The organism is Leifsonia sp. NPDC056824 (genome assembly GCF_042789575.1).
Lineage (GTDB): Bacteria > Actinomycetota > Actinomycetes > Actinomycetales > Microbacteriaceae > Leifsonia.
In genome coordinates this window covers 1728461-1751631 of record NZ_JBHUAV010000001.1, presented here as the reverse complement: position 1 = coordinate 1751631, position 23171 = coordinate 1728461, and the positions used below count along the sequence as shown (strand labels likewise).

26 protein-coding genes are annotated in these 23171 nt (G+C 68.7%); 14 read left to right on the top strand and 12 right to left on the bottom strand.

Annotated elements, in window-relative coordinates; all coding sequences use genetic code 11:
* Nucleotides 1–113: 113 nt before the first annotated feature.
* The 4 genes from ACFRFH_RS08865 to ACFRFH_RS08850 all read left to right on the top strand — a co-directional run bounded on the left by ACFRFH_RS08865 (nt 114) and on the right by ACFRFH_RS08850 (nt 2819).
* Nucleotides 114–1271: an ROK family protein gene (locus ACFRFH_RS08865; protein WP_382462608.1), complete on the top strand. Its 1158-nt coding sequence runs from the start codon at nt 114–116 to the stop codon at nt 1269–1271.
* Nucleotides 1272–1482: 211 nt separating this feature from the next.
* Nucleotides 1483–1878 carry a hypothetical protein gene (locus tag ACFRFH_RS08860; RefSeq protein WP_382462607.1) on the top strand — a complete coding sequence of 132 codons (396 nt, stop codon included), beginning with the start codon at nt 1483–1485 and terminating at the stop codon, nt 1876–1878.
* On the top strand, nt 1802–2308 hold the full coding sequence (locus tag ACFRFH_RS08855) for a helix-turn-helix domain-containing protein (RefSeq protein ID WP_382462606.1): 507 nt from the start codon (nt 1802–1804) through the stop codon (nt 2306–2308). The genes ACFRFH_RS08860 and ACFRFH_RS08855 overlap by 77 nt, the downstream gene beginning before the upstream one ends.
* On the top strand, nt 2298–2819 hold the full coding sequence (locus ACFRFH_RS08850) for a hypothetical protein (RefSeq protein WP_382462605.1): 522 nt from the start codon (nt 2298–2300) through the stop codon (nt 2817–2819). The genes ACFRFH_RS08855 and ACFRFH_RS08850 overlap by 11 nt, the downstream gene beginning before the upstream one ends.
* Nucleotides 2820–2920: 101 nt before the next feature.
* On the opposite strand, the gene ACFRFH_RS08845 is transcribed toward ACFRFH_RS08850, so the two are convergent.
* The 12 genes from ACFRFH_RS08845 to ACFRFH_RS08790 all read right to left on the bottom strand — a co-directional run bounded on the left by ACFRFH_RS08845 (nt 2921) and on the right by ACFRFH_RS08790 (nt 12375).
* Nucleotides 2921–3196: a hypothetical protein gene (locus ACFRFH_RS08845; protein ID WP_382462604.1), complete on the bottom strand. Its 276-nt coding sequence runs from the start codon at nt 3194–3196 to the stop codon at nt 2921–2923.
* Nucleotides 3193–3549, bottom strand: coding sequence for a hypothetical protein (locus tag ACFRFH_RS08840; protein ID WP_382462603.1), 357 nt, complete (start codon nt 3547–3549; stop codon nt 3193–3195). The genes ACFRFH_RS08845 and ACFRFH_RS08840 overlap by 4 nt, the downstream gene beginning before the upstream one ends.
* On the bottom strand, nt 3549–3851 hold the full coding sequence (locus ACFRFH_RS08835; RefSeq protein ID WP_382462602.1) for an ATP-dependent DNA ligase: 303 nt from the start codon (nt 3849–3851) through the stop codon (nt 3549–3551). Before ACFRFH_RS08835 ends, ACFRFH_RS08840 begins: the two co-directional genes overlap by 1 nt.
* Complete coding sequence (locus tag ACFRFH_RS08830) at nt 3839–4792, bottom strand: serine/threonine-protein kinase (RefSeq protein ID WP_382462601.1); 954 nt, start codon at nt 4790–4792, stop codon at nt 3839–3841. Before ACFRFH_RS08830 ends, ACFRFH_RS08835 begins: the two co-directional genes overlap by 13 nt.
* Nucleotides 4793–4870: 78 nt before the next feature.
* Nucleotides 4871–6184 carry a diguanylate cyclase gene (locus tag ACFRFH_RS08825; RefSeq protein ID WP_382462600.1) on the bottom strand — a complete coding sequence of 438 codons (1314 nt, stop codon included), beginning with the start codon at nt 6182–6184 and terminating at the stop codon, nt 4871–4873.
* 106 nt (nt 6185–6290) lie between these two features.
* On the bottom strand, nt 6291–7082 hold the full coding sequence (locus ACFRFH_RS08820) for an EAL domain-containing protein (protein WP_382462599.1): 792 nt from the start codon (nt 7080–7082) through the stop codon (nt 6291–6293).
* A gap of 126 nt (nt 7083–7208) precedes the next feature.
* A complete protein-coding gene (locus ACFRFH_RS08815) occupies nt 7209–7484 on the bottom strand; it encodes a hypothetical protein (RefSeq protein WP_382462598.1) in 276 nt (91 codons plus the stop codon).
* 140 nt (nt 7485–7624) lie between these two features.
* Complete coding sequence (locus tag ACFRFH_RS08810; protein WP_382462597.1) at nt 7625–8566, bottom strand: ROK family protein; 942 nt, start codon at nt 8564–8566, stop codon at nt 7625–7627.
* A complete protein-coding gene (locus ACFRFH_RS08805) occupies nt 8566–9303 on the bottom strand; it encodes an N-acetylmannosamine-6-phosphate 2-epimerase (protein WP_382462596.1) in 738 nt (245 codons plus the stop codon). Before ACFRFH_RS08805 ends, ACFRFH_RS08810 begins: the two co-directional genes overlap by 1 nt.
* The gene (locus tag ACFRFH_RS08800) at nt 9284–10177 is read right to left on the bottom strand and encodes a carbohydrate ABC transporter permease (protein ID WP_382462595.1); all 894 of its coding nucleotides are present in this window, start codon (nt 10175–10177) and stop codon (nt 9284–9286) included. The genes ACFRFH_RS08805 and ACFRFH_RS08800 overlap by 20 nt, the downstream gene beginning before the upstream one ends.
* Nucleotides 10158–11090: a carbohydrate ABC transporter permease gene (locus ACFRFH_RS08795; RefSeq protein WP_382462594.1), complete on the bottom strand. Its 933-nt coding sequence runs from the start codon at nt 11088–11090 to the stop codon at nt 10158–10160. Before ACFRFH_RS08795 ends, ACFRFH_RS08800 begins: the two co-directional genes overlap by 20 nt.
* Nucleotides 11080–12375: an ABC transporter substrate-binding protein gene (locus ACFRFH_RS08790; RefSeq protein ID WP_382462593.1), complete on the bottom strand. Its 1296-nt coding sequence runs from the start codon at nt 12373–12375 to the stop codon at nt 11080–11082. Before ACFRFH_RS08790 ends, ACFRFH_RS08795 begins: the two co-directional genes overlap by 11 nt.
* A gap of 172 nt (nt 12376–12547) precedes the next feature.
* Here ACFRFH_RS08790 and ACFRFH_RS08785 point away from each other — a divergent pair, with 172 nt between their 5' ends.
* From ACFRFH_RS08785 to ACFRFH_RS08740, 10 genes are all read left to right on the top strand, one after another.
* The gene (locus tag ACFRFH_RS08785) at nt 12548–13261 is read left to right on the top strand and encodes a GntR family transcriptional regulator (RefSeq protein ID WP_382462592.1); all 714 of its coding nucleotides are present in this window, start codon (nt 12548–12550) and stop codon (nt 13259–13261) included.
* Between the two features lie 28 nt (nt 13262–13289).
* On the top strand, nt 13290–14786 hold the full coding sequence (locus ACFRFH_RS08780) for a DUF4127 family protein (protein WP_382462591.1): 1497 nt from the start codon (nt 13290–13292) through the stop codon (nt 14784–14786).
* 57 nt (nt 14787–14843) lie between these two features.
* The gene (locus ACFRFH_RS08775; protein WP_382462590.1) at nt 14844–15452 is read left to right on the top strand and encodes a helix-turn-helix domain-containing protein; all 609 of its coding nucleotides are present in this window, start codon (nt 14844–14846) and stop codon (nt 15450–15452) included.
* 9 nt (nt 15453–15461) lie between these two features.
* A complete protein-coding gene (locus tag ACFRFH_RS08770; RefSeq protein ID WP_382462589.1) occupies nt 15462–16637 on the top strand; it encodes a CaiB/BaiF CoA transferase family protein in 1176 nt (391 codons plus the stop codon).
* A gap of 176 nt (nt 16638–16813) precedes the next feature.
* Nucleotides 16814–18112, top strand: a complete 1299-nt coding sequence (locus ACFRFH_RS08765; RefSeq protein WP_382462588.1) for an MFS transporter — start codon at nt 16814–16816, stop codon at nt 18110–18112.
* A gap of 8 nt (nt 18113–18120) precedes the next feature.
* A complete protein-coding gene (locus ACFRFH_RS08760; RefSeq protein ID WP_382462587.1) occupies nt 18121–19497 on the top strand; it encodes an FAD-dependent oxidoreductase in 1377 nt (458 codons plus the stop codon).
* Nucleotides 19494–20705 carry a CaiB/BaiF CoA transferase family protein gene (locus ACFRFH_RS08755; protein ID WP_382462586.1) on the top strand — a complete coding sequence of 404 codons (1212 nt, stop codon included), beginning with the start codon at nt 19494–19496 and terminating at the stop codon, nt 20703–20705. The genes ACFRFH_RS08760 and ACFRFH_RS08755 overlap by 4 nt, the downstream gene beginning before the upstream one ends.
* Nucleotides 20702–21490 (top strand): enoyl-CoA hydratase-related protein, encoded by a 789-nt coding sequence (locus ACFRFH_RS08750; RefSeq protein WP_382462585.1) that lies wholly within the window; start codon nt 20702–20704, stop codon nt 21488–21490. Before ACFRFH_RS08755 ends, ACFRFH_RS08750 begins: the two co-directional genes overlap by 4 nt.
* Complete coding sequence (locus ACFRFH_RS08745; RefSeq protein ID WP_382462584.1) at nt 21487–22392, top strand: dihydrodipicolinate synthase family protein; 906 nt, start codon at nt 21487–21489, stop codon at nt 22390–22392. Before ACFRFH_RS08750 ends, ACFRFH_RS08745 begins: the two co-directional genes overlap by 4 nt.
* On the top strand, nt 22392–23165 hold the full coding sequence (locus ACFRFH_RS08740) for an SDR family oxidoreductase (protein ID WP_382462583.1): 774 nt from the start codon (nt 22392–22394) through the stop codon (nt 23163–23165). Before ACFRFH_RS08745 ends, ACFRFH_RS08740 begins: the two co-directional genes overlap by 1 nt.
* Nucleotides 23166–23171: the final 6 nt, after the last annotated feature.

Here is a 23171-nt window from a genome sequence, read left to right as displayed (position 1 = left end):
AAAAACAACTCCCTGTCAACAACCTTTTGAATCGGCAATTCTGGGCCGAGTTCGTTGATTGACGAAACAATCTCGGTATGCCAGAGTGAGGGAATCGCACACGAGGAGGACCAGTGACCGTCACCGCACCGACATGGGCGCCCGAGGCGGGCGCCTCCCGGTCCGTCGCGCTCGAGGTCCTCCTCAACGGCCCGCTCTCCCGGAGCGAGATCGCCCGGCGACTGGACCTCTCCCCCGGCTCCCTCACCCGCTTGAGCGCGCCGCTGATCGAGACGGGGCTGCTCGTGGAGACCGGCGAGCTGGCCGAGGGACGGACGGGCCGCCCCTCCCGCCCGCTGGACGTCGTGTCGACTTCGCGCCACTTCCTCGGGATGAAGCTGATGGCCGACCGGGTGCAGGGCGTCGCCACCGACCTGCGCGCGAACGTCATCGCCACGGACATGGTGGAGTTCGGCTCCCGCGACCCCGAGACGGTCGCGGACGCGATCGGCGAGCTGGCCGCGCGCCTCTCCCGCGACATGCCCCCGGTGACCGCCCTCGGCGTCGGCCTCGGCGGCCGGATCGCCGACAACTCGCGCGTCGCGAGCGCCGCGTTCCTGGAGTGGGAGGACGTGCCCCTGGTCGAGATGATCGAGCAGCGCACCGGCATCTCCACCGTGATCGAGAACGACGTCGTCGCCTTCACCGAGGCTGAGCACTGGTTCGGCTACGGCCGCGGCCTGGACCGCTTCGCGGTGATCACCCTCGGCGCGGGTGTCGGCTACGGCCTCGTCATCCACGACGGGATCGTGGCCGACGACGACGCGGGCATCGGGCTCATCGGCCACTGGCCGCTCGACCCGTTCGGCCCGCTCTGCCCTGCAGGCCACCGCGGCTGCGCCCGCAGCGTCCTCACCCAGGCCGCCATCGTGCAGGAGGTCGGCACCGCGCTCGGGCGCGACGTGAGCTACGACGAGGCCCTGACCCTGGCCGCCGCCGGCGAGCCCGCCGCACGCCGGGTCGTCGACGACGCCGGCCGCGGCCTCGGCCGCCTCCTGGCAGCCGTGGCCAACCTCACCATGCCCGAGCGGATCGTGCTCGGCGGGGAGGGGGTCCGCCTGGTCGAGATCGCCCGCGAGGCCATAGACCAGGGCATCGCCGCCGACCGCGACCCGCGCGCCAAGACGCTCGACCTGATCACGACCTCCGGCGACAACCTGGAATGGTGCCGCGGCGCCGCCGTGATCGCCATCCAGACCTACGTGCTCGGCACGCACCCGGGGTCGGCCTGAGAACCCGCGGGCGACGAAATCGGCGGCTGATCATCAGCCGCCGATTCGAGTTTAAGGACTGCAGTTACGGCGAGGCTCGATCCGTGGGCCACGCTTCCAATGTCAGAACTGGGCCGTAAGCTGGAAAACGGTCGGTATCCCGAAGGAGGAATGATTGCCCCAGGCAAGGCGCTCCAGATGCACCTTCCCGCGCGAAGATCCTCTTAGGTGGGTGGACTTCGTCGACGACGACAACGACGAGGTGGTTTCGTTCTTCCATTGGCTCGGTGGCCTGAATGAGGTCGACCAGGAACTCGTAATCGGTCGAATCAAATCACTTCGCGAGTTAGCTGCTGCTGGTGACCTTGATGAGTTCGACGAAGATTCACTGAAACCGATCCGCCGGGACCCCGATCTTTATGAGCTTCGATGGGACGAATTGGGGACTCTGGTCCGCCAGTATCACGGTGAACCTCCGACGTTGCCGGAGGATCTGATCAACCTCCACCTCCACATCAAGCACATCTCTCCGACCAGCCAGGCGCTCACCGATGATCTACAAAACCAGCAGATCAGTCACGCAATCATGCGGTACAAGGGGGGCGAGTCGCGCAACTGGGGCGCATGATGGTATTGACCACAGCAAAACACGATATAGACTTGAGTCTATGTCGAAGCTAAGCGAACTGCTGTTCTCCGACCGCATGTCACCCTCTCAGCGACGAGCTAAGGAGCTCGCCAAGGCGGACTACCGTCTGCTGATTGGGCTTGTGGGAGTCCGAAAGGCTCGCGGAATGACGCAGAAGGACGTCGCGGACAAGCTCGGCGTCTCCCAGCCGACGATCGCTGACTTCGAACGGCAAGACGCGGATCCGAAACTGTCAACGATTCGGAGGTATGCTCACGCGGTCGGGGCGATTGTCACCCACCAAGTTGAAGTCGACAACGGCCAGTATGACCACGTAGCAGACTGGTCTGCGCGAACGTATCGCTTCGAACAAACACTGAGCTATTCAGCGCCTGCGTCGCAGAAAGCGGATTTCGCCCTTGCCGCGTAAGAAGAGGACTGAACCCGTTGCTCTCCGCATCGAGGACGTCCACGCTTTGGTCGCCGCTGTCAATCTCACAGACATAGTCCTGCACGAAGAGCGTGGGCGGCGAATCTATTGGACCGATTCTCAGCGGGATGAGTTGAAGTTCCCGATCACTGCGAACTCGCTCGGCATGCGAGAGGAAGGCCCAGAAGTTCGTTTCCGTTTTCGGTCGGTGTTCAGCGACGAGCGGGCGGAGTTTGTGGCCGATGTTGAGGCTGTATATAGCGCGGATCAGGAAATCACGGTCGATGAAGCCGTGATCCGCGAGTTTGCAGAACGAGTTGCGTTTATGGCCGCGTATCCGTTTATTCGGGCGTCGATTTACAGTTCCGCGAGCAGGCTCAACGTGCCAGCACCTGTTCTCGGGATGGTCCGGCAAGGGGAATTCTCTTTGGGTGAGAAGCTGACGGAGGATGAGAGTCAAGCCGCCTTCGGCGACACCGTTTCGGAGTTCACGGGCGAAGCTGACAACTGAAGGTCACCTCCGCAGGGGCGCGCTTTATTGTCATGAGCACGCACGCATAAGACGAATCGGCCGGCAGCTGAGCCCGGTCTACTCGTGAGCCCCGGCCGAGCTCACAGCCCGTCGAACGTGTCGTCGTCGATGCTCGACTCCGAGACCTGCGCGCCCTCGGCGTCCGCGATCGGGTCGCCTCCGACGTCGATCTGGCTCCAGACCACCGGCATGCCCGGCGAGAACAGGATGTCGATGCCGGGGCCGGAGCGCAGCGGCGGGATGTTCACGTAGTCGCCGCCCGCCTGGATCGCGTTCTTGATCTTCTCGCGCAGCTCCGTCACCGATCCGGGCAGGAAGTAGTCCTTGCCATCGACGGTCAGTCTGTTGACGATCACTCTTCATCCATTCGGTCGGTCTTGCTCTGGGCCTGCGCCGGCGACTCTACGCCCGCTCCAGGTTCGTCGACGATGCGGAGTCCGGAGACGCTGTTGGCCGTGCGGACCAGCGCCTCGACCCACGCCCGGTTGATCGGCTCGCGCGTGTGCGAGGGATAGGTGAAGCGCAGGCCCACGGTCGGGGAGATCCAGACCGAGTTGGAGCCGCTCCCGGCCGCGGCCGCGACGTCCCACGAGAAGACGAAGCTCTCGCTGCGCCGCAGCTTCGTGACGATCGCGAGCTGCAGGTGCGCGAGCAGGCGGTCGTCGAACTCGACCGACGACGCCGCGTCGCCGTAGAAGAGCGTCCCCATCAGTGCGCCGGAGGCTCTGGAACGACGCGCAGACCGCCGACGCTGTTGGCGGCGTCCATCAGCGCTTCCGTCCACGCCCGGTTGAGCGCCGGCCGGCGGCTGCCCACGTACTGGAAGTGGACGGGGACGGCCGGGTTGATCCAGATCGCGGTGCGGCCGCGCGAGTAAGCCTCGTCGTGGTCCCACTCGAAGAGGAACTGCTCGTTGCGGCGCAGCTTCGACGTGATGACGAGCTGGAGGTGGGCCAGCAGGCGGTCGTCGATGTCGATCTTCGCGCCGGTGCCGTAAATCAGAGTGCCCAACCGGTGCTCTCCTTCCGAGGGCTGCCGCCGGTGCGGGTCACGCCGGCCTGTTGATCATATGCCGCCTGGTCCGTCGATCCGGTGCTCGCGGCAGGGTCGTGTTCCCTGTCGGCGCGCAGGGCCCCGCGCGCGGCGGTCGCGACGTCCGCGGCGGACGGCCGCAGCGACGCGTCGGCGTGCGTCATCGACCGGATGAGCGCGCGCCAGCGCTCGGGGACCGTGTCGGGCGTCTCCGGGTCGCGCTCCAGCCGGGAGAGCGCGGATCCCACAGGCGTCCCCGGGAACGCGACGGTCCCCGTGAAGCACTCCAGGAGGACGAGGCCGAGCGAATAGATGTCGGACGCCGGGGTCAGGCTCTCGCTGCGCACCTGCTCGGGGCTCAGATAGGCGGCCGTCCCGAACGTGCCCTCCGCGAACTCCTGGGGAAGGGTCGCGTGGATAGCGATGCCGAAGTCCGTCAGCCGTGCCCGCGGCCGCGACAACCGGGTCCCGTAGTCGACGATCATGATGTTCGTCGGCGTCACGTCGCGATGGATGACGCCCCGCGCGTGGACGTATTCGAGCGTCTCGGCGACCTCGAAGGCGATCTCACCGATCTGGCGCGTCGTCAGCGTGCCCCCGTTCAGCACTGCGCGGAGCGTGTCGCCTTCGACCAGCTCGATGACCAGGAAGGGACGCGGGTCCTTCGGCGACGAGTCGTCGACCCCGGCGTCGAGGATCGACACGACACCGTGATGGCGGAGGCCGGCGAGCACGCCCACCTCGGCCCGGAAGCGCGCGACATCGCCCTGGCTACCCGACGTGAACAGCTTGACGGCGACGTCGCGGCCCAGGTTCTCATCCCGGGCACGGAAGACCATCGAGGTTCCCCCGCGCGCGAGCAACCGCTGCGGCCGGTACCGTTCGAGCAGGAGGGGGACCGGGGTGTCGGGTGCACTCACATTGGACATTCTCCGACATTCGGAAATTCTCCGCCCCCCGGTAGACGGGGACGCCGGTCCCTGGTATTGAGTGACCCGCTACCGCTCGGCTCCGTAGACGACGGCCTGGTCGCCGCCGCCGCGCTTGGCCGCGTACATGGCCTGGTCGGCGAGCCGGATGAGGTGATCGATCGACTGGCCCGCTACGTCGTCCGTGATGGCGATGCCCACGCTCGCGGTGATGCTCAGCTCCGGCGGGATGCCGGCGAAGTCTTCGGCGATGGCCACTCGCGCCCGGTCGGCGAGCTCGAGCGCGTCCGTCGTGTCGGCGACGTGCAGGGCGGCGATGAACTCGTCCCCGCCGTAGCGCGCGATCATGTCCTCCTGGCGGAAGACCCGGCTCAGCCGCTCCGCGACCTCCTTGAGCACGGTGTCGCCCGCGGCGTGCCCCAGGGTGTCGTTGATGGCCTTGAAGCCGTCGAGGTCGACGAAGAGCACCGCGACCTGATCCGCGTGGGCGCGCTCGGTCTGCTGCAGGTTCTCGTCGAACAGGCGTCGGTTCGGCAGGCCGGTGACCTCGTCGAGCATCGCCGCACGCCGAAGCCGCGCCTCCAGGCGGAGCCGCACCAGGACCTGCCCGGCGAGCTGGGCCAACGCCTCGGCCAGCGGGACGGCCTGGTCGTCGAACGCGCGGGGCTGGTCGAAGTAGCAGGCGAACGCGCCGTAGAGGATGTCGTCCTCGATGATCGGCACGCCGATGATCGCGGAGACGCCCGACCGTTCGAAGACGCCGCTCAATCCGAGGCCCGGCGCCACGACGTCGGCTTCGGCGGGCGATTGGATCGTCACCACACTCCCGAGCTGCACGCTCTCATCCCTGGCGTCCTCCGGCCACTCCGCCTCCAGGAGGGCCTCCCCCGCGACGAGCTCGTAATTGCCCGGCTCGCCGGTGTGAACACTGCAGGCCGTCGCGTTGAACGCCCGGCGGGCGGTCTCCGACAGCAGCTCACCGAGCTCCTCCTCGGTCCGCGTCTTCGCGAACGCCACGGACGCGGCGAGGAGCAGCTGGAGCCGGTCGCTCTCGCGTCGTCCGAGCGCCACCGTGCGTTCGCCGACCGCGGCCAGCTCCGGGTCGAAGGCGACGATCGTGTGGCCGCCGGAGATGCGCACCGCGCGGATCACCACCGAGCTCCGCGTCTCCTGGTACCCGTGGGCGCTGGACGCGAGCCGGATGCCGCCGGGGTTACCGGTCGCCAGCGCCGCTGCCAGCTCGTCGGGATCGACGCCGAGCACGTTGGCGAGCGGCGTCCCGACCAGCTTGTCGGACTGGCGGCTGGCCCAGACCTCCAGCGCCATGTTGGCGTCCACGATGGTGTGGGATCGGTCCACGAGGGCTCGGGGGAAGGGCTGCATGCGCGCGACCTCGTCGCGCACATCGGCTCTCAAATGCGTGACCGGTCGAAGTGCATGTGTTGAGAGTGACTGTTCGTGAGGCAATCGTCAAGTTGCCACACGTTAATCATTTGAGCAGGGGGCCTCCGGCGCCGACCAGGAGGCTGTCCACATCCGCTTTGGTCGTCGGGCGCGACAGCAGATACCCCTGGCCGCGATCGCAGTGCAGGGCGCGGACCCGTGCCAACTGGGCCTCGGTCTCGATGCCCTCCGCGACCAGACGCATCCCCTGTGATTTACCGAACTCGACCGCCCGCGCCAGGTCCTCGGCGTGCGGGCCCTGGGTCTCCTGCACGAGGGACTGGTCGACCTTCAACTCGGTCGCCTGCAGCGCGATGACCTGCTCGCGCGACGCGTAGGCGGCTCCGAAATCGTCGACGGAGATGTTCACGCCGAGCTCGCTCAGCCGGTGGACGGTGTCGATCGCCTCCGGGACGTCGGTCAGTGGGGTGGTCTCGGTCACTTCCAGCGTCAGCAGCCGGGGGCTGAGGGAGAACTCGTCGAGCAGCCCGGCGATCGTGTCGACGATCGCGGTCGTCCGCAACTGGAGGATCGAGACGTTGACGGCGACCTCGATCGGGTGGCCCTGGTCCCGCCAATCGCGGGCGGCGTGGCAGCCGAGCCGCAGCATGACATCCCCGATCGCGCCGACCAGCCCCAGGCGCTCGGCCATCGGGATGAACTCGCCAGGAGAAATAAGACCGAACCGTGAGTGGATCCACCGGCTCAGCGCCTCCGCGCCGACGACCTCGCCGGTCTCCAGCGAGAACTGCGGCTGGAACAGGGCGATGATCTCGCCGCGGCTCGCGGCGCCGGGGAGGTCGCGCTCCAGCTGGGCGCGACGGTCGTCACTGCGCACCTCGGACCTCCCAGCTCGTGTCGTCGTTCGCTCCAGTGTGTCGTATCGACGGCAAAACCCGTGACCGTTGCCCAATCGCAATCGACGTTCTATAATCCCCGCCGGCTTCGCGCCGTGTCACGGGCTTCAGCCCTCGTCACCTGCCGCGGACCAGTGCCGGCAGACGGCCGCCTGCGCGTCGGAACGCGCCGCGAACACCCCCAGATCGTGACCGTCGAAGCCGGTGGCGACATACCCGTCGAGATTGCGATCCACCATTCCCACGTACTGGGTCGGCGTCCCGGCCACCCAGAGCCAGCGGGCCGGAGTGCTCCACGACACGGTCTCGGGTGTGGCCGCAGCAGGCGCGAGCGCGTCCGCCGGCGTCAGCTCGGCTCCGGGGCGGTCCATTGCGATCGTCATCACTGACTCCTTCTGTCGAGAGCGCTGCGGTCGGAGGTGCCGTCCGCTCTCGACGAAGCTAAGACAGATCGGAGTGGACCCTGGTGGGCTTGACCTCGCCGCGACCGCGGTGATACCGCGTGGCCGCTCCACGCCCGGAATCAGACGAAGAGCTCCTCGATCGTCGACCCGGTGCCGATCCGCCACGCCGCCGTCGCGGCCCCGACGACCGTCGCCCGATCGCCGAGGGCGGCGAGCTCGACTCGGACCTGCGGAGACCGAGCGCCCAGCTCAGCGCGCAGCGACGCGGAAAGCGGCGCCGTGAAGATCGTCCCCAACCCGGAGACGCCCCCACCCAGGATGATCGTCTCCACATCGCAGACGCTGATGGCGGCTGCGAGCGCCTCAGCGAGTCGGCCCGTCGCCGACTCGATGACGTCGGCAGCGTCGGAATCGCCTCGTCGCGATCGCTCGCCGATCGAGGGGAGCCGTGCGTCGATACCGGTGCGCTCGCGATACGTCCGCTCCATCGCGGGGCCGCTTGCGAACGCCTCGGCATGATCGCGTCCACCGCACGAGCACTGACGGGAGAGCTCCGAGCGCACGCGGACGTGCCCGACGGAGCCGGCCATCCCCGAAGAGCCACGGATCAATCGGTCGTTCACGATGAGCGCCCCTCCGATGCCGGTCCCGACCGCGACGAACAGCTGTGGGCCGACGCCGCGATCCGGGCCGACCGAGAGTTCTCCCAATGCGGCCGCGTGCACGTCGTTGAGAACCGTCACGGGGAGGTCGAGCCGGGCTTCCAGCCCCTGGCCGACGCGCGTGCCGAGCCAGCCGGCGAGGTGGTCCGTCGAATGGATGACCGTTCCCCTCAGGTCGAACGCTCCGGCGCTCCCGAGCCCGACGGCCTCCGGGATGGACCCTGCCTCGGTCATGACGCGCCGCGCCAGCGCCGCTGCCGCGTCGAGGATCGCGTCCGGCCCATCTGCCGCCGGCGTGGGGACGATGAGCGGCGTCGCGGTCGTGCCGTCCTCGTCCACCATCGCCGCTGCGATCTTGGTGCCTCCGATGTCGATGCCGAGCGCGCGGCGCGGGGTCATCACCGCTTCCTCGTGGCTGCGACGAATCGCCGGGTGATCGCGACGGGGTCGGTGATCGCTCCCCCGACCACCACCGCGAACGCGCCGGCGTCGAACGCCCTCCTGACGTCGGCGGGCGAGGCGTAGCGCCCCTCGGCGACGACCCGGATGCCCGAGGCCGCCAGGGCGCCCACGAGCTCGACGTCAGGACTCTGGTCGAGGCGCTGCGTGTACGGCGTGTATCCCGAGAGGGTCGTGCCGACAAAGGTCGCGCCGCCCTCCGCGGCTCGGAGGCCCTCGTCGAGGGTCGAGACATCCGCCATGACCGGCACCCCGATCGCGTCGATCATTCTGCGGACGTGCCCTGCGATGTCGTCGATCACCTCCGTCGTCGCGTCGATCGCCACGATGTCGGCGCCCGCGCCGACCAGCTCCGCAGCCTGGTCGATGCGTGCCGTGATGACGTTGCGGCGCGCGCCCTGCTCCTTGTCCAGCCCGATGATCGGCAGACCGGTGAGCGGCCTGACCGCCCGCACGTCGTCGGGGCTGTTGATCCGCAGGCCGGCCGCTCCCCCCAGGATCGCGCTCTCCGCCATCCGCACGATCGCCTCGGTGCTGCGCATCGGGTGGTTCGCCGACGCCTGGCACGACACGACGAGGCGCCCGGCGAGCGCCTCGACCAACAGGCGAGGCTCCTGGGCGACGGCCGCGCCTTCGAGGTCGAGTTCGTACTGCTCGCTATTTGAGTGCACCGGCACTGATCCCCCCTACGAAGTAACGCTGGAACACGACGAAGAGCGCGAGCGCGGGGACCGTGAACAGCACCGAGGCGGCCATCAGCGGCCCCCACTCGACCGTGTGCTCGCCGAAGAAGGTGTACAGGCCGATGGACAGCGTGTACTTCGACGCGTCGTTCAAGTAGATGAGCGGGTTCAGGAAATCGGTCCACGCCCACACGAATTGGAAGATCGCGGCCGTGATGAGCGCGGGACGCGCGAGCGGCAGAACGATCGAGAGGTAGATCCGCAGCTCCGACGCTCCGTCGATGCGCGCCGCCTGCAGCAGCTCGTCGGGGACGGACATCAGGAACTGCCGGATCATGAAGATCAGGAACGGCGTGCCGAAGAACGCCGGAGCCACCAGCGGCAGGTACGAGTTCGTCGCGCCCAGCCCGTTCCACAGCAGGAACAACGGGATCATTGTCACCTGCGGCGGCAGCATCATCGTGGCCATCACGACGATGAGGAGCGGGCGCTTTCCGCGCCAGCCGATCTTGGAGAGCGAATAGGCCACGAGCGGGGACGCGATCAGCATCCCGGCGACCGAGAGCCCCGCGACCAGGAGCGTGTTGCCGAGGTACTGCCAGAACGGGATGGCCTGGAACACCGCCTCGAAGTTGGCGAGCGTCCACTCCTTGGGCCACAGCGACGGCGGCGAGCTGAAGATGTCCGCCGGCTTGGTGAAAGCGGTGCTCAGCATGACGAGGAACGGGAAGGCGAAGACCAGGGCCAGCACCCACACCGTGACGAACCTCGCGCCTGTGCCGAGCGGTCGCCGCCGCGGCGTGCGCGGCTCCGGAGCCGGCGGCTCGACCTCCAGCCGCTCTGCGTCTCTAGTCGCGTTCAGAGTCATAGTGCACCCACCTCTTCGACGTCTTCAGCAGGATCAGGGTGATCGCCAGTGTGATCAGGAAGAGCACCCACGCCATCGCGGAGGCGTAGCCCATCTTCAGGAAGTCGAAAGCGTTCTGGAACAGGTACATCGCGTAGCTGATCATCGACTGCCCCGGGCCTCCGCTCGCCGCGTTCAGCCGGGTCTGGGTGAGCAGGTACGGCTGCGTGAAGATCTGGAGGTAGGCGATCACGGTCACGATGATCTGGAAGAGGGTGATCGGTGACACGGTCGGCCAGGTGATGTAGCGGAACCGCGCCCACCAGCCGGCGCCGTCGATCTCCGCCGCCTCGTAGAGCTCGCGCGGGACCTCCTTGATGGCCGCGAGGTAGATCACCATCGAGCCGCCGATCGTCCACAGGCACATCAGCAGGATGGCGGGCTTGCCCCAGTCGGGCTCCTCCAGCCACGCGGGCTGCGGCAGGTGCAGCAGGCCGAGGAAGTAGTTCACGAACCCGTACTGGCTGTTGAGCAGCCAGCGCCACAGGTAGCCTCCGACGACCACCGGGACGATCGTGGGCAGGTAGACGAGCGCTCGGTAGAGGGGCTGGCCGCGCACGGGGAAGTTCAGGGCGTGCGCGCCGGCGATCGCGATGCCGATGGTCAGCGGCACGCCGAGGACGGTGAGGAACAGCGTGTTCGCCAGGCTCTTCCAGAAGGTCGAGTCCCCGACCATCCTGACGTAGTTGTCGAGCCCGACGAAGGTCGGCGACTGGAACAGGTTGAAGTCGGTGAAGCTGTAGCCCGCGGAGGCCAGCACCGGGTAGACGATGAAGACCGCACCGCCGATGATGAACGGCGACGCGAACGCCAGACCCAGGAGGGTCTGGCGTCGCGCGCCGCGCTTGTGCAGAGGCCGGACGTCAGCCGGCATCGTACGAGGAGGCCTTGTCCGCGACGGACTTCATCGCGGCCTCCGGCGTGGCCACTCCGCGGACCACGTCGTCGAAGGCCGTTCCGAGATCGGTCGAGTACTGGGCGCTGTAGGGCTGGCTCGCCATCGCCTGCGCGTTCTTCCCGCCCAGCGGCTTCAGCCAGGCGTCGAAGTTCGGAATCGCGCTGTACGCCGAGTCCGTCAGGAGCGACGTCTTCGACGGCAGGTTGCCGAGAGCCAGGGTGAACGCCGTCATCGCCTTGTCGCTCATCATGTAGGCGAGGAACTTCGCGGCCTCCGCCTTGTGCTTCGAGTTGCTCGGGATGAACAGCGTGCTCGTGGAGACCGCCGTGGTGCCGGCGAGGCTCGGGTCCGCCGTCGGGAGGTCGATGACGCCGTAGTGGAGGTTCGGTGCGACCTGGGGGATGTTGACGGCCTGCCACTCGCCGTCGAGGACCATCGCCTCCTTGCCCGTGTAGAACGGGTCCTGAGCGGACATGTACTGCCCGAGGCCGCTGGTGAAGGTCGCGATCTTGGCCGCGCCGAACTTCTTCGTCACATTGTCGGTGTACCAGTTGAGCGCTTCGATGTTCTTCGGGTCGTCCGGGCTGGGCTTGTCGTTCTTGGGGCCGTCCCAGGTGCCGCCGAACGCGTATCCGAGTGCGGTCATCAGGGTCGTGGCCGACGGGTTGCCGAGCCCGATCTGGGTGATGTTGCCGTTGGCATCCGTCTTGGTGAGCTTGGCGATCGCCGTCGCGAGCTCGTCGGTGGTGGTCGGCGGCTGCACGCCCGCCGCGGCGAGGAGGTCCTTGTTGTACAGGAGCTCCTGGGTGTGCACCGCAATGGGGAGCGCGTAGGTCTTGCCCTTGTACTGCATCTGCTGGAGAGCGGCCGGCTCGAAGTCCTTGAGCTTGACGCCGTCCCCCGCCAGGTACTGGTCGAGCGGCGCGAGGATGCCCTTCGCGGCCCACGACCCGGTGACGTTGCCGAAGTTGTCGGAGACGTCGAAGCTGCCGTTGCTCGACGACATCGAGGTGAGCTGCTTCTGGGCGTCGGGGCTGGAGACGCCGACGACCTTGATCGCGGTCTGGCTCGAGTTGAAGTCGGCGATGACTTTCTCGAGGGCCTTGGCCTCGGGGCCTCCCCACAGGTAGGAGAAGGTGATCTTGGTCGGGCCCGACGGTTGGGCGCCGGCGCACCCGGTGAGGGCGATCGCCGTGATGGCGACGCTGGAGACCGCTGCGGCGCGGAGAGCGAAGCGCCGCGAGTTTCTGCCGTTCTTCATGGGTATCCTTCGGGGGTTGGTGGGAACGGAATGAAGATTGCTTAGGATTGGTGTACTCCATTCGATGAGAGGCTGTCAACGATTTCGCCGACTCGACACGAAATTTGCGAAAGAGATCCTCCAAAGTCCTAAAATGGTATCTACCAATAACGTCCGTCAGGCGGGAGAACGCATGGCCGAGCAGCACACGAAGTCGGAGCGCCTCCGCCAGCACCTGGTCGACGTGATCGACCAGGGGCTGGAGCCGCACACCAAGCTGCCCGCCGAACGCGACCTCGCTGTGGAGTTCGACGTCAGCAGGCTCACCGTGCGGCGCGCCCTCGACCGCCTGGAGCACGACGGCCTGGTCTACCGGGTCCAGGGCGCCGGAACGTTCGTCGCGGCGCCGCGGATCACGAAATCCGTCGAGCTCACCTCCTTCAGCGAGGACATGCGGGCGCGCGGCCTGGTGCCCGGCTCGACCATCCTCGTCAGCGAGACGATCCCGGCCGGCGTGAAGTTGGGCGCGCGGCTGCGGATGAGCCCGTCGGCGGAGGTCTTCCACATCCGCCGCGCCCGCACGGCCGACGGCGAGCCGATGGCCCTGGAGGACTCGTACCTCAACCCGCTGCTCTTCCCGGGCCTGATCGACAACGTGGGGACCGAGTCGCTCTACAAGATCATGGAGGACGATTACGGCCTCCGGCTGGAGTGGGCGGAGCAGAGCATCCGCGCCAGCGTCCTCGACCCGGACCAGGCGCGGCTGCTCGACGCGCCACCGTTCTCCCCGGCGTTCTTCGTGGAGCGGACCAGCTACGACGCGCGCGACATCGCCATCGAGTACGCAGAGTCGACCTACCGGGGCGACCGCTACCACTACGAACTCGAGATCCGTCGCGCCCGCTGAGGCGCGGCCCAGCGGAAGGAGCGCACCGATGCGCCTCAGCCTCGTCCCGCTCGACGAGCGACCGGTCAATGTGGACCTGCCTCGCCAGGTCGCCGCCATCGCGGGTGTCCCGCTGGCGACGCCGCCCTCCGACGTGATGCCGGCGATGCGGGCGCCGGCGGCGCTGGGCGGACTCCACCAATGGATGCGCGACCAGGCGCAGGACCCCGCCACCACGCACCTGATCGCGTGCGTCGACACGGTCGTCCACGGCGGGATCATCCCGGCCAGGATCTCCGACGACTCGACCGTCGACGCCCTGGGCCGACTCGGGATCTTCGGCGAGCTGCGTTCCCTTCGCCCGGACCTGACGGTGTCGGCAGCGTCCCTGGTCGTGCGTGCGAGCGACTCGTACTCCGACGTCGAGGAGCCGGAGTACTGGTCCACGGCCGGGCGCGAGCTCCATCGGCTCGGCGGCGACCTGCATCGTGCGCTCGAACGGGAGGTCGCCGGAGCCGACGGGATGCCGGGGAGCGTCGACTGCCCGATCGCCAGCGACGTCGTGCGCGACTTCGAATTGCGGCGGCTGCGCAACCACCTCGTGAACCTGGAGACGCTCGCACTCCACGAACGCGGCGACCTGGACACTCTGGCGATCACCGCCGACGACACCGCGCCGCACTCGGCGGGGTCGGCCGAGCAGGTCTGGCTGCGGCACTGGCGGCGCGCGCTGCCCGGCGGCCGCAGCGTCATGATGTATCCGGGCGCCGACGAGGTCGGCGCCGTGCTGGTGGCGCGTGCGCTGGTCTCCGGTGCCGTCCCCGTGTTCTCCGTGCTGTGCGGCGAACCGGACGGTCTCGATCGGGTGCCGAACTTCGAGAACCTCCCGCTGATCCACAGCGTGCGCCGGCAGGTCGAGGCCGCCGGCGGTGTCGTGGCGGACGACGGAGGACATCGCGACATCGCGCTCGTCGTCCACGCGCCGGACCCCGGCCGCGGCGACTGCTTCGGCGCTCTTCCGCTGTCCGATCCCGCTGCCGTCGAGCGCACGGTGGAACTCGTCCGGGCCGCACTGGACGACGAGACCCCTGTGGCCCTGGCGGATGTCCGCTTCAGCAACGGCGGCGACCCGCTCCTCGTGGACCGCCTGGCCGAGGAGGGCCTGCTGCTCGCTCTGTCGTCGTACGGCGGCTGGAACACCGCGGGGAACACCATCGGAGGCGTCGTCGCCCAGGCCGCAGCCCGCTGGGTCGGCACGCGGACGGGCTCGCTCGACGCAGTGGCGGCCGAACGGGCCCTGCTGACCCGGGTCCTCGACGACTGCGCCTACCAGAGCGCGATCCGCCGCTCGCTGCACGACGACGTGTTCGGCGGCCGCATCGGCCCGGTCGAGGAGGCCGCCCAGGCCGTCGCCCGCGAGCGCATCGTGGCGGGACTCCAGGCCTTCCTCACGCGTGTCGCGCCCGGGTCCCCGTGGCGGGTGACCGAGGTCGATCTGCCGTGGGCGCGAAGCTTCGAGATCGCGCTGACGCTCTCCCGCGATTGAGTGGCCGCCGACGTCTCAGTTAACGCGTTTAGGATACTGAGGACGAAAGGGTGGTCAATGTCGAACAGCAAGGCCGACTCCCCTCAGGGCGCGTCACTGGAAGTGATCCTCGAGGGCATCGGGGACACCGTGCGGGCGCGGCGGAAAGCGCGAGGACTGACCCTCAGCGCGATGACCCAGCGGACCGGGCTCAGCACGGCGATCATCAGTCAGGTCGAGCGCGGGCTCGCGAATCCGTCCTTCTCGACGCTGGCCCAGATCGCCCACGGGCTGGACATCCCGGTCGGCGAGCTCTTCTCCCAGCAGGCGGTCTCCCGCTCGCCCGTCGTGCGGAAGGCGGACAGACGCAACCTGCTCTCGACCGTGGCGGAGGCGCGCGGCCGCACGGTCTTCGAGCTGCTCTCGCCCGACCTGCACGGGACGCTGGAGGCGCTCTGGGTCGAGACTCCCCCCGGGCACGACTCGAGCGGAACCCCCTTCACGCATCGCGGCGAGGAGTTCGGGATCATCATCTCGGGGAAGAAGGAAGTCTTCATCGATGGCGAGAAGTACGAGCTCGAAGCGGGAGACTCCATCACCTTCAACTCGACGATCCCGCACTGGTACAAGAACACCTCGGACGAGGTCTGCACAGCCGTCTGGGTCATCTCGCCGCCGAGCTGGTGACGGAGCCGCATGACACTGCCACTGGAGGGCCTGCGGGTCATCGACCTCACCCAGGTGATGCTGGGGCCGTCCTGCACGCAGACCCTCGGCGACTTCGGCGCCGACATCATCAAGGTCGAGCGTCCGGGAGCCGGCGACCTCTCCCGCGTCGGGGTCTTCGCCGGCGCCGACGAGAACCCCGTCTTCTCGGCGCTGAACCGCAACAAGCGCAGCATCGTCATCGACCTCTCCACGCCGGAGGGCCGATCCGTCGTCCGTGATCTGGTCCGCGACGCCGACGTGATCGTCAGCAACTTCCGGCCGGGAGTCATGGAACGGCTGGAGCTCGGCTACGACGAACTCGCCGCGATCAACCCGCGGATCATCTGGGCCGCAGGCTCCGGGTTCGGCAGGAGCGGCCCGTACGCGCACAAAGGCGGCCAGGACATCCTCGGCCAGGCGTACTCCGGGGTCATGAAACGCCGGGCCGACCCGGAGCACCCGATCGCCATCTACGCGACGCCGATCGCCGACTACACCGCAGGCCAGCACCTCGTGCAGGGCATCCTCCTCGCCGTCCTTCAGCGCGAGCGCACCGGGGTCGGTCAGGTCGTGGACGTCAGCCTGCTCAACTCGATGCTGGCCCTGCAGATGCAGGAGGCCACCGCACGCCTGACCATCGACGAGGAGCTCAACTGGGCCCTCATGCCGCTCACCGGCTGCTTCCCCACCCTCGACGCGGAGATCGTCGTCATCGGCGCGTTCAAGCCCAACCCGCTCGCCGACATCTGCGCCGCACTCGGACTGCCCGACCTCTCGCTCGAGGAGCGCTTCAGCACACTCGCCGGCCTGCGCGAGAACCGTGCCGAGATCCGTGCCATCCTGGCGCGCCGGTTCCTCGAGCGGACGACGGAGCACTGGCTGGCCGCGCTCGAGACCGAGGACGTGCTGTGCGGGCCGGTGCTGGATCTCTCCCAGGCGCTCCAGAACGCGCAGACCCTCCACAACGGCATGATCCTCGAGTTCGTCGACGAGGACGGCCGGAATGTGCGGACCATCGCCCCTCCGGTCGCGCTCTCCGCCGTGGACCCGGCCGTGCGCCACGCTCCCCCGCGGCTGGGCGCCCACACGACGGAAGTGCTGCACGAGCTCGGCTACTCCCCCTCGGTCGTGGCCGACTTGAAGGCCAGGAAAGTCGTCGGCTAGTTTCTTTACTATTTTTAACGCTCTCGATATAGTTAACGAACCTTACGCCGGAACCCCCACCGGATCGTCCGCACGAGGCGCTACCCCCTCGTGAGCCGACCTTCGACGTACGCGGCGCCGCCCCAGCGGGGGCGATGCGCAAGTGATGTTTCCATGCTCTCGAAGAGGAGAAGACATTGATTGACAACGAAGTCAGCACCCGACCGAGTACCCGCACCCGGCTCACCCCGGAGACGCGCCGAGGCCTCACCGCCCTCGGACTCGGCGGCACTCTGGAGTGGTACGACTGGATGCTGTTCGGCCTGATGGCGTCCTACCTCGGCCCGAAGTTCTTCCCCGCCGGAAGCCCCGTCGCCGCCACTCTGAGCGCGCTCGCGGTGTTCGCCGTCGGGTTCTTCTTCCGCCCGGTCGGCGGCATCATCCTCGGCACGTTCGCCGACCGCATCGGCCGCCGGAAGATCATGATCCTCAGCATCGGCCTGATGGCGATCACCACCCTCGTCATCGCCGTGTGCCCGACCTACGCGCAGATCGGCCCCTGGGCAGGCATCATCCTGCTGCTCACCCGCATCGTCCAGGGCATCTCCACCGGCGTGGAGGGGCCGCTCGCGACCGCGCAAGGCCTCGAGCTCGTCCCCGAAGGCCGCGAAGGCACCGTGGCGGGCACCATGAGCGCGTTCGTCAACTTCGGCATCCTGGCCGCCTCCCTCCTTACCTTCCTGACCGTGCTCGTGCTCGGCCCGACCGCGATGGCGGACTGGGGCTGGCGCGTCCCGTTCGCCATCGCCGTGGTCGGCAGCGTCGTCGTCCTGTACCTGCGACGCCGCCTGCCGGAGACCATGACGCGCGAGGAGCTCGAAGAGTCCTCGACCGGCGCGATCTGGAGCAGCGTCGGGAAGAACTGGCTGAGCGTGCTGGCCATCGTCTTCGTCGTCGGCGCGGTCCAGGTCTACAACTACGCATGGACCACCGGGCTGCCGAGCACCGCGCGGACCGTCATGAACGAATCCCCCACCGCCGTCTTCGGGATCACGACGCTGCTGTCCGTCGTCATGGTCGTCGGGTCCCTCATCGTCGGCAAGTTGGTCGACGGCAAGGCGCTCTCGACGTGGTTCATCTGGACGCGGGCCCTCGCCGTCCCGTCGATGTTCCTGATCCTGCTCTACGTCAAGCCCGGAATCGGCGCCTTCGCCTGGGTCATGCTGGGCGGCTCCATCGTCATGGTGCTGAACATGACCCTCTACAACGTCGTGACCTCGACACTGATGCCCAAGGCGTCGCGCGGCGCGGGCACGGCCCTGGGCTACGGCCTCGGCGTCGCGATCTTCGGCGGCACGGCCGCGTACCTCGTGGTCTGGTGCGCCTCGATCCACCAGACCTGGCTGTTCTCCGTCTACGGGGCGGTCCTGATGGTCATCAGCATCGTCCTCTACGTCCTGGCGCGCCGGATCAACGGCCTCCACATCGGAAGGTAACAAAAGCAATGTCCTCGCAACACCTGCTCATCCACTCGGACGAGAACTCCGCCCCGATCGTCTCCCGCTCCGACGTGCTCGTCGTGGGCGGGGGGCCCGCAGGGGTGTCGGCGGCGGTGACCGCGGCCCGCAGCGGCATGTCGGTCACCCTCATCGAGCGCTACTCCTACCTCGGCGGCCTCGCCTCGGGCGGGATGGTGCTCGTGCTCGACGACATGATCAACGGCCAGGAGATCACCGTCACCGGCATCGTCTCGGAGTACATCGAGCGGATGCAGAAGCTCGGCCTGGCCGTCGTCCCGCCCGCGGAGGACCGGGCCATGTCGCAGGAGCTGTGGAACAAGTGGGGCCGGTACGGCACCTTCGACTTCCACAGCCACTCCCACCCGAAGCCGATCTGCTACGCGGCCGCCTTCGATCCGGACGGCTGGAAGCGCGTCTCCAACGACCTGGTGCGGGAGTCCGGGGTCAACCTCGTGCTGCACTCCTTCTTCTCGCGGCCGATCGTCGACGACGGCGTGATGAAGGGCGTCATCGTCGAGACGAAGGCCGGTCCGGAGGCGCACCTCGGCACGGTCGTGATCGACACGACCGGCGACATCGACGTGGCGTCCCGCGCCGGCGCCGACTTCATCCAGGGCTCGTACATCACGACCCTCGTGTTCCGGCTCGGCGGCGTGGACACCCGGCTCGCCGAGGAGTACGAGCAGCAGAACCCGAAGGAGGCGCGGGCCATCAACAAGCAGGTCAAGCGCATCCTCGGCGGCGCCTGGGACCTGTGGTGGCTGAAGACGCCGCTTCCCGGGGTCGTCTGGTGCAACGCCCCGCACATGAGCGGGTTCGACGGCACCGATCCCCGGTCGCTGACCGAGGCGGACTTCGCGGGCCGTGACCGCATCGTGGAGGCCGTCGCCTACGTGAGGGAGTTCCTCCCGGGGTTCCAGGACTCCTACGTGCTCGACACCGCCCCGCAGATCGGCGTGCGGCAGACCAGGCTCCTGCAGGGCGAGTACGTCATGACGAAGGACGATGTGGTGCAGCGCCGCCACTTCGCGGACACGGTCGCCCGCGGCCGCGACTACTACTACCCGTACCGCTCCCTGCTCCCCAAGAACGTCGACCAGCTGCTCGTCGCCGGCCGACACTTCTCTGCGACCTCCGACGCGCAGAAGTCGTCGCGGGAGATCCCGCCGTGCATGGCGATGGGTCAGGCGACCGCCGTGGCCGCCGCCCTGGCCGTGCAGAAGGGGATCACCGTGCGCGAGGTGGAGGCGACCGACATCCAGCGCGGGATGCGCGAGCACAACGCAGACCCCGGCGACCGCCCCGCCGCCAACGCGCTCATCGAGTCGGTGGACGCCGAGTCGGTGGAGGTCGCCTCATGACCCCGCTGGCACAGGAATCCGCCGACGCCGCACTCCCGCTGGCCGGGATCACGGTCGTCGACTTCACGCAGGTCTTCATGGGGCCGAGCTGCACGCAGATGCTCGGCGACTTCGGCGCTGACGTCATCAAGGTCGAGCGACCGGGGACAGGCGACACGTCGCGCAACTCGCTGCCCGACCGCCACGGCAAGGACAACCCGATCTTCCTCTCGATCAACCGCAACAAGCGCGGCATCACGGTCGACACCAAGCAGGAGGAGGGCCGCGCCGTGCTCCGGGAGATCATCGCGGGCGCCGATGTGGTGGTCAGCAACTTCCGGGCAGGCGTGATGGAGCGGATGGGCTTCGGCTACGACGAGCTCCGGTCCCTCAATCCGCGGCTGATCTGGGCGTCGGGCACCGGGTTCGGGCCGACCGGGCCGCACTCCGACCTGGGCGGTCAGGACGTCATCAACCAGGCCTACTCGGGCGTGATGTGGCGGCGCAGCTCCGAGGAGCTGCCGCTGTCGGTCTACCCGACGACCCTGTGCGACTACACGACGGGCATGCACCTGTTCCAGGGCATCCTGCTCGCCCTCCGCACCCGCGACGCCACCGGTGAGGGGCAGCGGGTGGAGGTGAGCATGTACGACTCCATGCTGCACATGCAGATGCAGGAGGCGTCCATGCAGCTCAACCGGGGCTTCGAGGTCAACTGGGGAGCCATGCCGCTGACCGGCGTCTTCGCCACGACCGACTCGGCGGTGTGCTTCGTGGGCGGCTTCTCCCCCGACCCGCTCCTGCGGATCAGCACCGCCCTGGAGTTCGGGGAGAACCTCACCCTGCGCCCGGAGTTCTCGACGTTCGAGAAGCAGGTGGAGAACCGCGCCGAGCTGCAGAGCCTCCTGGCCCGGCAGTGCGCGACGAACACCACGGCGCACTGGACGGCCCGCCTCGAAGCGGAGGGCGTCCTCAACGCCCCCGTCCTGACCCTCGCCGACACGCTCGCGGACCCGCAGACGGTCGCGAACGGGATGATCGTCGAAGCCGAGCATCCGGTGGCCGGCCGGTTCAGCATGCTGAACGCGCCGATCCACCTCTCCGAGACGCCCGCCTCCGTGCGCCGCGTCGCGCCCCGCCTCGGCGAGCACAACGTGGAGGTGCTGCGCGAGCACGGCTTCGACGAGGAGACCATCGGAAAGCTGCAGGGGCTGGGAGTGCTGGGATGACCGACGAGGTCCGCTACGAGCTCGACGCACGCGGGATCGCGACCGTCACCATCGACCGTCCGCAGGTGCTCAACGCGGTCGACCGCCGGACGCACGAGCGGCTGAACGAGATCTGGGCCGCCATCGAGGCCGACCCCGCGGTCCGGGCGGTGGTCCTCACCGGCGCCGGTGAGAAGGCGTTCTGCACGGGCGCGGACATGTCCGCCTCGGGCGTCGGCAAGACCGGCCTGGAGTACTGGGCGGAGCTGGACCCGAACGGGTTCGGCGGCCTGAGCCTGCGCGGCACCCTCGACATCCCGGTGATCGCGAAGGTGAACGGCTACGCTCTCGGCGGCGGCATGGAGATGGTGCTCGGCGCCGACATCGTCATCGCGAGCGAGAGTGCGCGCTTCGGTCTGACCGAGCCCCGGGTCGGACGGCTCGCCCTGGACGGCGGCATCCACCTCCTGGTCCGGCGGGTTCCGTACACCCAGGCGATGGGGATGCTGCTGACGGGACGGAAGGCGTCGGCCGCCGAGATGGCGGCGATGGGCCTCGTGAACGAGGTGGTCGCGGCCGACGAGCTCGACGACGCCACGGAGCGCTGGATCGCGGACATCCTCGCCTGCGCGCCCACTTCGGTGCGCGCCGTCAAGCAGATGGTCAGCCGCACGGCGCACCTCACCGCCGCGGAGGCGCGCGGGATGCGGCTCCCCGCGCTGATGGCCGCCCTGGACAGCGAGGACGCCGTCGAAGGCATCGCCGCCTTCCAGGAGAAGCGCCGGCCGGAATGGAAGGGCCGATGACGGCCGCGGCGCCGTTGGAACGCGGCGTGTGGGGCGTCGTCGCCACGCCCTTCGCCGGGCCGGTCCGGGACCTGGACCTCCCCAGCCTCACCCGGCTGGTCCGGTTCTACGAGGCCTGCGGCGCCACCGGCCTCACGGTGCTCGGGGTGTTCGGGGAGGCCTCCTCGCTCAGCCCCCAGGAGCGCACGACCGTCCTGCGCACCGTCGCCGACGCCACGGACCTCCCGATGGTGGTCGGCGTGAGCGCCCTCGCGACCGCGCCCGCGATCGCCGAGATCGTGTCGGCGCTCAGCGCGGTCGGCGACAGCGTCCGCGCCGTCATGGTGCAGCTCAACAGCGCCTCCCCCGCGGTCGTCATCGAACACCTCCACGCCATCCACGCCGCGGTCGGAACACCGATCGTGCTGCAGGACTACCCGGTGGCCAGCCACGTCACGGCCTCCACCGACAGCCTGATCGAGATCGTCGAAGCGTGCCCGTTCATTTGCGCGGTCAAGGCCGAGGCGCCGCCGACGGCCGCCGCCATCGCCCGCATCGTCGAGCGCGTCGACGTCTCCGTGTTCGGCGGGCTCGGCGGTCAGAGCCTGCTCGACGAGCTCGCCGCGGGCGCCGCCGGGGCGATGACCGGATTCTCCTTCCCCGAGGCGCTCGTCGCCTGCGTGAGCGCGTGGCACGCCGGTGACAGGGACGGCGCCCGTGAGGCGTTCCTCCGCTACCTCCCCCTCGTCAACTTCGAACAGCAGCCCCGGGTGGCGCTCGCGCTCCGCAAGGACCTCCTGGCCCGCCGGGGGCTCCTGAGCGAGGGCGCCGTCCGCCCGCCGGCCGCGCCGTTCCCCGAGCAGCTGCGCGCGATCGCCGCCGACCAGCTCGCTCGCGCCGAACTCATCGGAAAGGCCGGCTGATGGACCTCGGACTCCACGGACGCACCGCCTTCGTCGCCGCGTCCACCGCCGGTCTCGGACGGGCCGTCGCCGAATCGCTCGGACGCGAGGGCGCGAACGTCGTCGTCACCGGTCGCAGGCTCGCCGCCGCCCAGGAGGTCGCCGCAGCGCTCCCCTCCGCCATCGCGGTCGAACTGGACGTCACCGACGCCGCCTCCCGCGCAGCTGCGATCGCCGCGACGGAAGCGGCGTTCGGCCCGATCGACATCCTCGTCATCAACGGACCGGGTCCGAGCCCGTCGACCGCCGCCGACCTGAGCGCCGCCGACCTGACGGCCGCCGTCGAACAGCTCGTCTCGCCGGGACACAACCTCATCCAGCGCACGCTGCCCGGCATGCGCGCTCGCGGCTGGGGACGGATTCTGGCGGTCGGCTCCACCGGCGTCGTCGCGCCCCTCCCCCACCTCGCCGGCTCCAACCTCGGCAGGGCTGCGCTGGCCGGCTACCTGAAGACGCTCGCGAGCGAGGTGGGCGCCGACGGCGTCACCGTGAACATGCTCCTCCCCGGCCGCATCGCCACCGATCGGGTCGCCCGGCTCGACGCGGCGCAGGCGGAACGGGAGGGGGTCGCCCCCGAGGACGTGGCCCGCCGCTCGCGATCCACCATCCCGGTCGGACGCTACGGCACCGCGGACGAATTCGGGGACGCCGCCGCGTTCCTCTGCAGCGCACGGGCCGGCTACATCACCGGAGTGGCACTGCGCTGCGACGGCGGCCTCGTCCGCACTCAGTAACACCCA

Bases quoted from the DNA above. Each gene is read 5' to 3' on its own strand.
- ACFRFH_RS08855 (WP_382462606.1), top strand. From the start codon at position 1,802: ATGATCTACAAAACCAGCAGATCAGTCACGCAATCATGCGGTACAAGG.
- ACFRFH_RS08840 (WP_382462603.1), bottom strand. From the start codon at position 3,549: ATGGGGACGCTCTTCTACGGCGACGCGGCGTCGTCGGTCGAGTTCGAC.
- ACFRFH_RS08825 (WP_382462600.1), bottom strand. From the start codon at position 6,184: ATGCAGCCCTTCCCCCGAGCCCTCGTGGACCGATCCCACACCATCGTG.
- ACFRFH_RS08815 (WP_382462598.1), bottom strand. From the start codon at position 7,484: ATGACGATCGCAATGGACCGCCCCGGAGCCGAGCTGACGCCGGCGGAC.
- ACFRFH_RS08810 (WP_382462597.1), bottom strand. From the start codon at position 8,566: ATGACCCCGCGCCGCGCGCTCGGCATCGACATCGGAGGCACCAAGATC.
- ACFRFH_RS08800 (WP_382462595.1), bottom strand. From the start codon at position 10,177: ATGACTCTGAACGCGACTAGAGACGCAGAGCGGCTGGAGGTCGAGCCG.
- ACFRFH_RS08795 (WP_382462594.1), bottom strand. From the start codon at position 11,090: ATGCCGGCTGACGTCCGGCCTCTGCACAAGCGCGGCGCGCGACGCCAG.
- ACFRFH_RS08790 (WP_382462593.1), bottom strand. From the start codon at position 12,375: ATGAAGAACGGCAGAAACTCGCGGCGCTTCGCTCTCCGCGCCGCAGCG.
- ACFRFH_RS08785 (WP_382462592.1), top strand. From the start codon at position 12,548: ATGGCCGAGCAGCACACGAAGTCGGAGCGCCTCCGCCAGCACCTGGTC.
- ACFRFH_RS08780 (WP_382462591.1), top strand. From the start codon at position 13,290: ATGCGCCTCAGCCTCGTCCCGCTCGACGAGCGACCGGTCAATGTGGAC.
- ACFRFH_RS08775 (WP_382462590.1), top strand. From the start codon at position 14,844: ATGTCGAACAGCAAGGCCGACTCCCCTCAGGGCGCGTCACTGGAAGTG.
- ACFRFH_RS08770 (WP_382462589.1), top strand. From the start codon at position 15,462: ATGACACTGCCACTGGAGGGCCTGCGGGTCATCGACCTCACCCAGGTG.
- ACFRFH_RS08760 (WP_382462587.1), top strand. From the start codon at position 18,121: ATGTCCTCGCAACACCTGCTCATCCACTCGGACGAGAACTCCGCCCCG.
- ACFRFH_RS08755 (WP_382462586.1), top strand. From the start codon at position 19,494: ATGACCCCGCTGGCACAGGAATCCGCCGACGCCGCACTCCCGCTGGCC.
- ACFRFH_RS08750 (WP_382462585.1), top strand. From the start codon at position 20,702: ATGACCGACGAGGTCCGCTACGAGCTCGACGCACGCGGGATCGCGACC.
- ACFRFH_RS08745 (WP_382462584.1), top strand. From the start codon at position 21,487: ATGACGGCCGCGGCGCCGTTGGAACGCGGCGTGTGGGGCGTCGTCGCC.
- ACFRFH_RS08740 (WP_382462583.1), top strand. From the start codon at position 22,392: ATGGACCTCGGACTCCACGGACGCACCGCCTTCGTCGCCGCGTCCACC.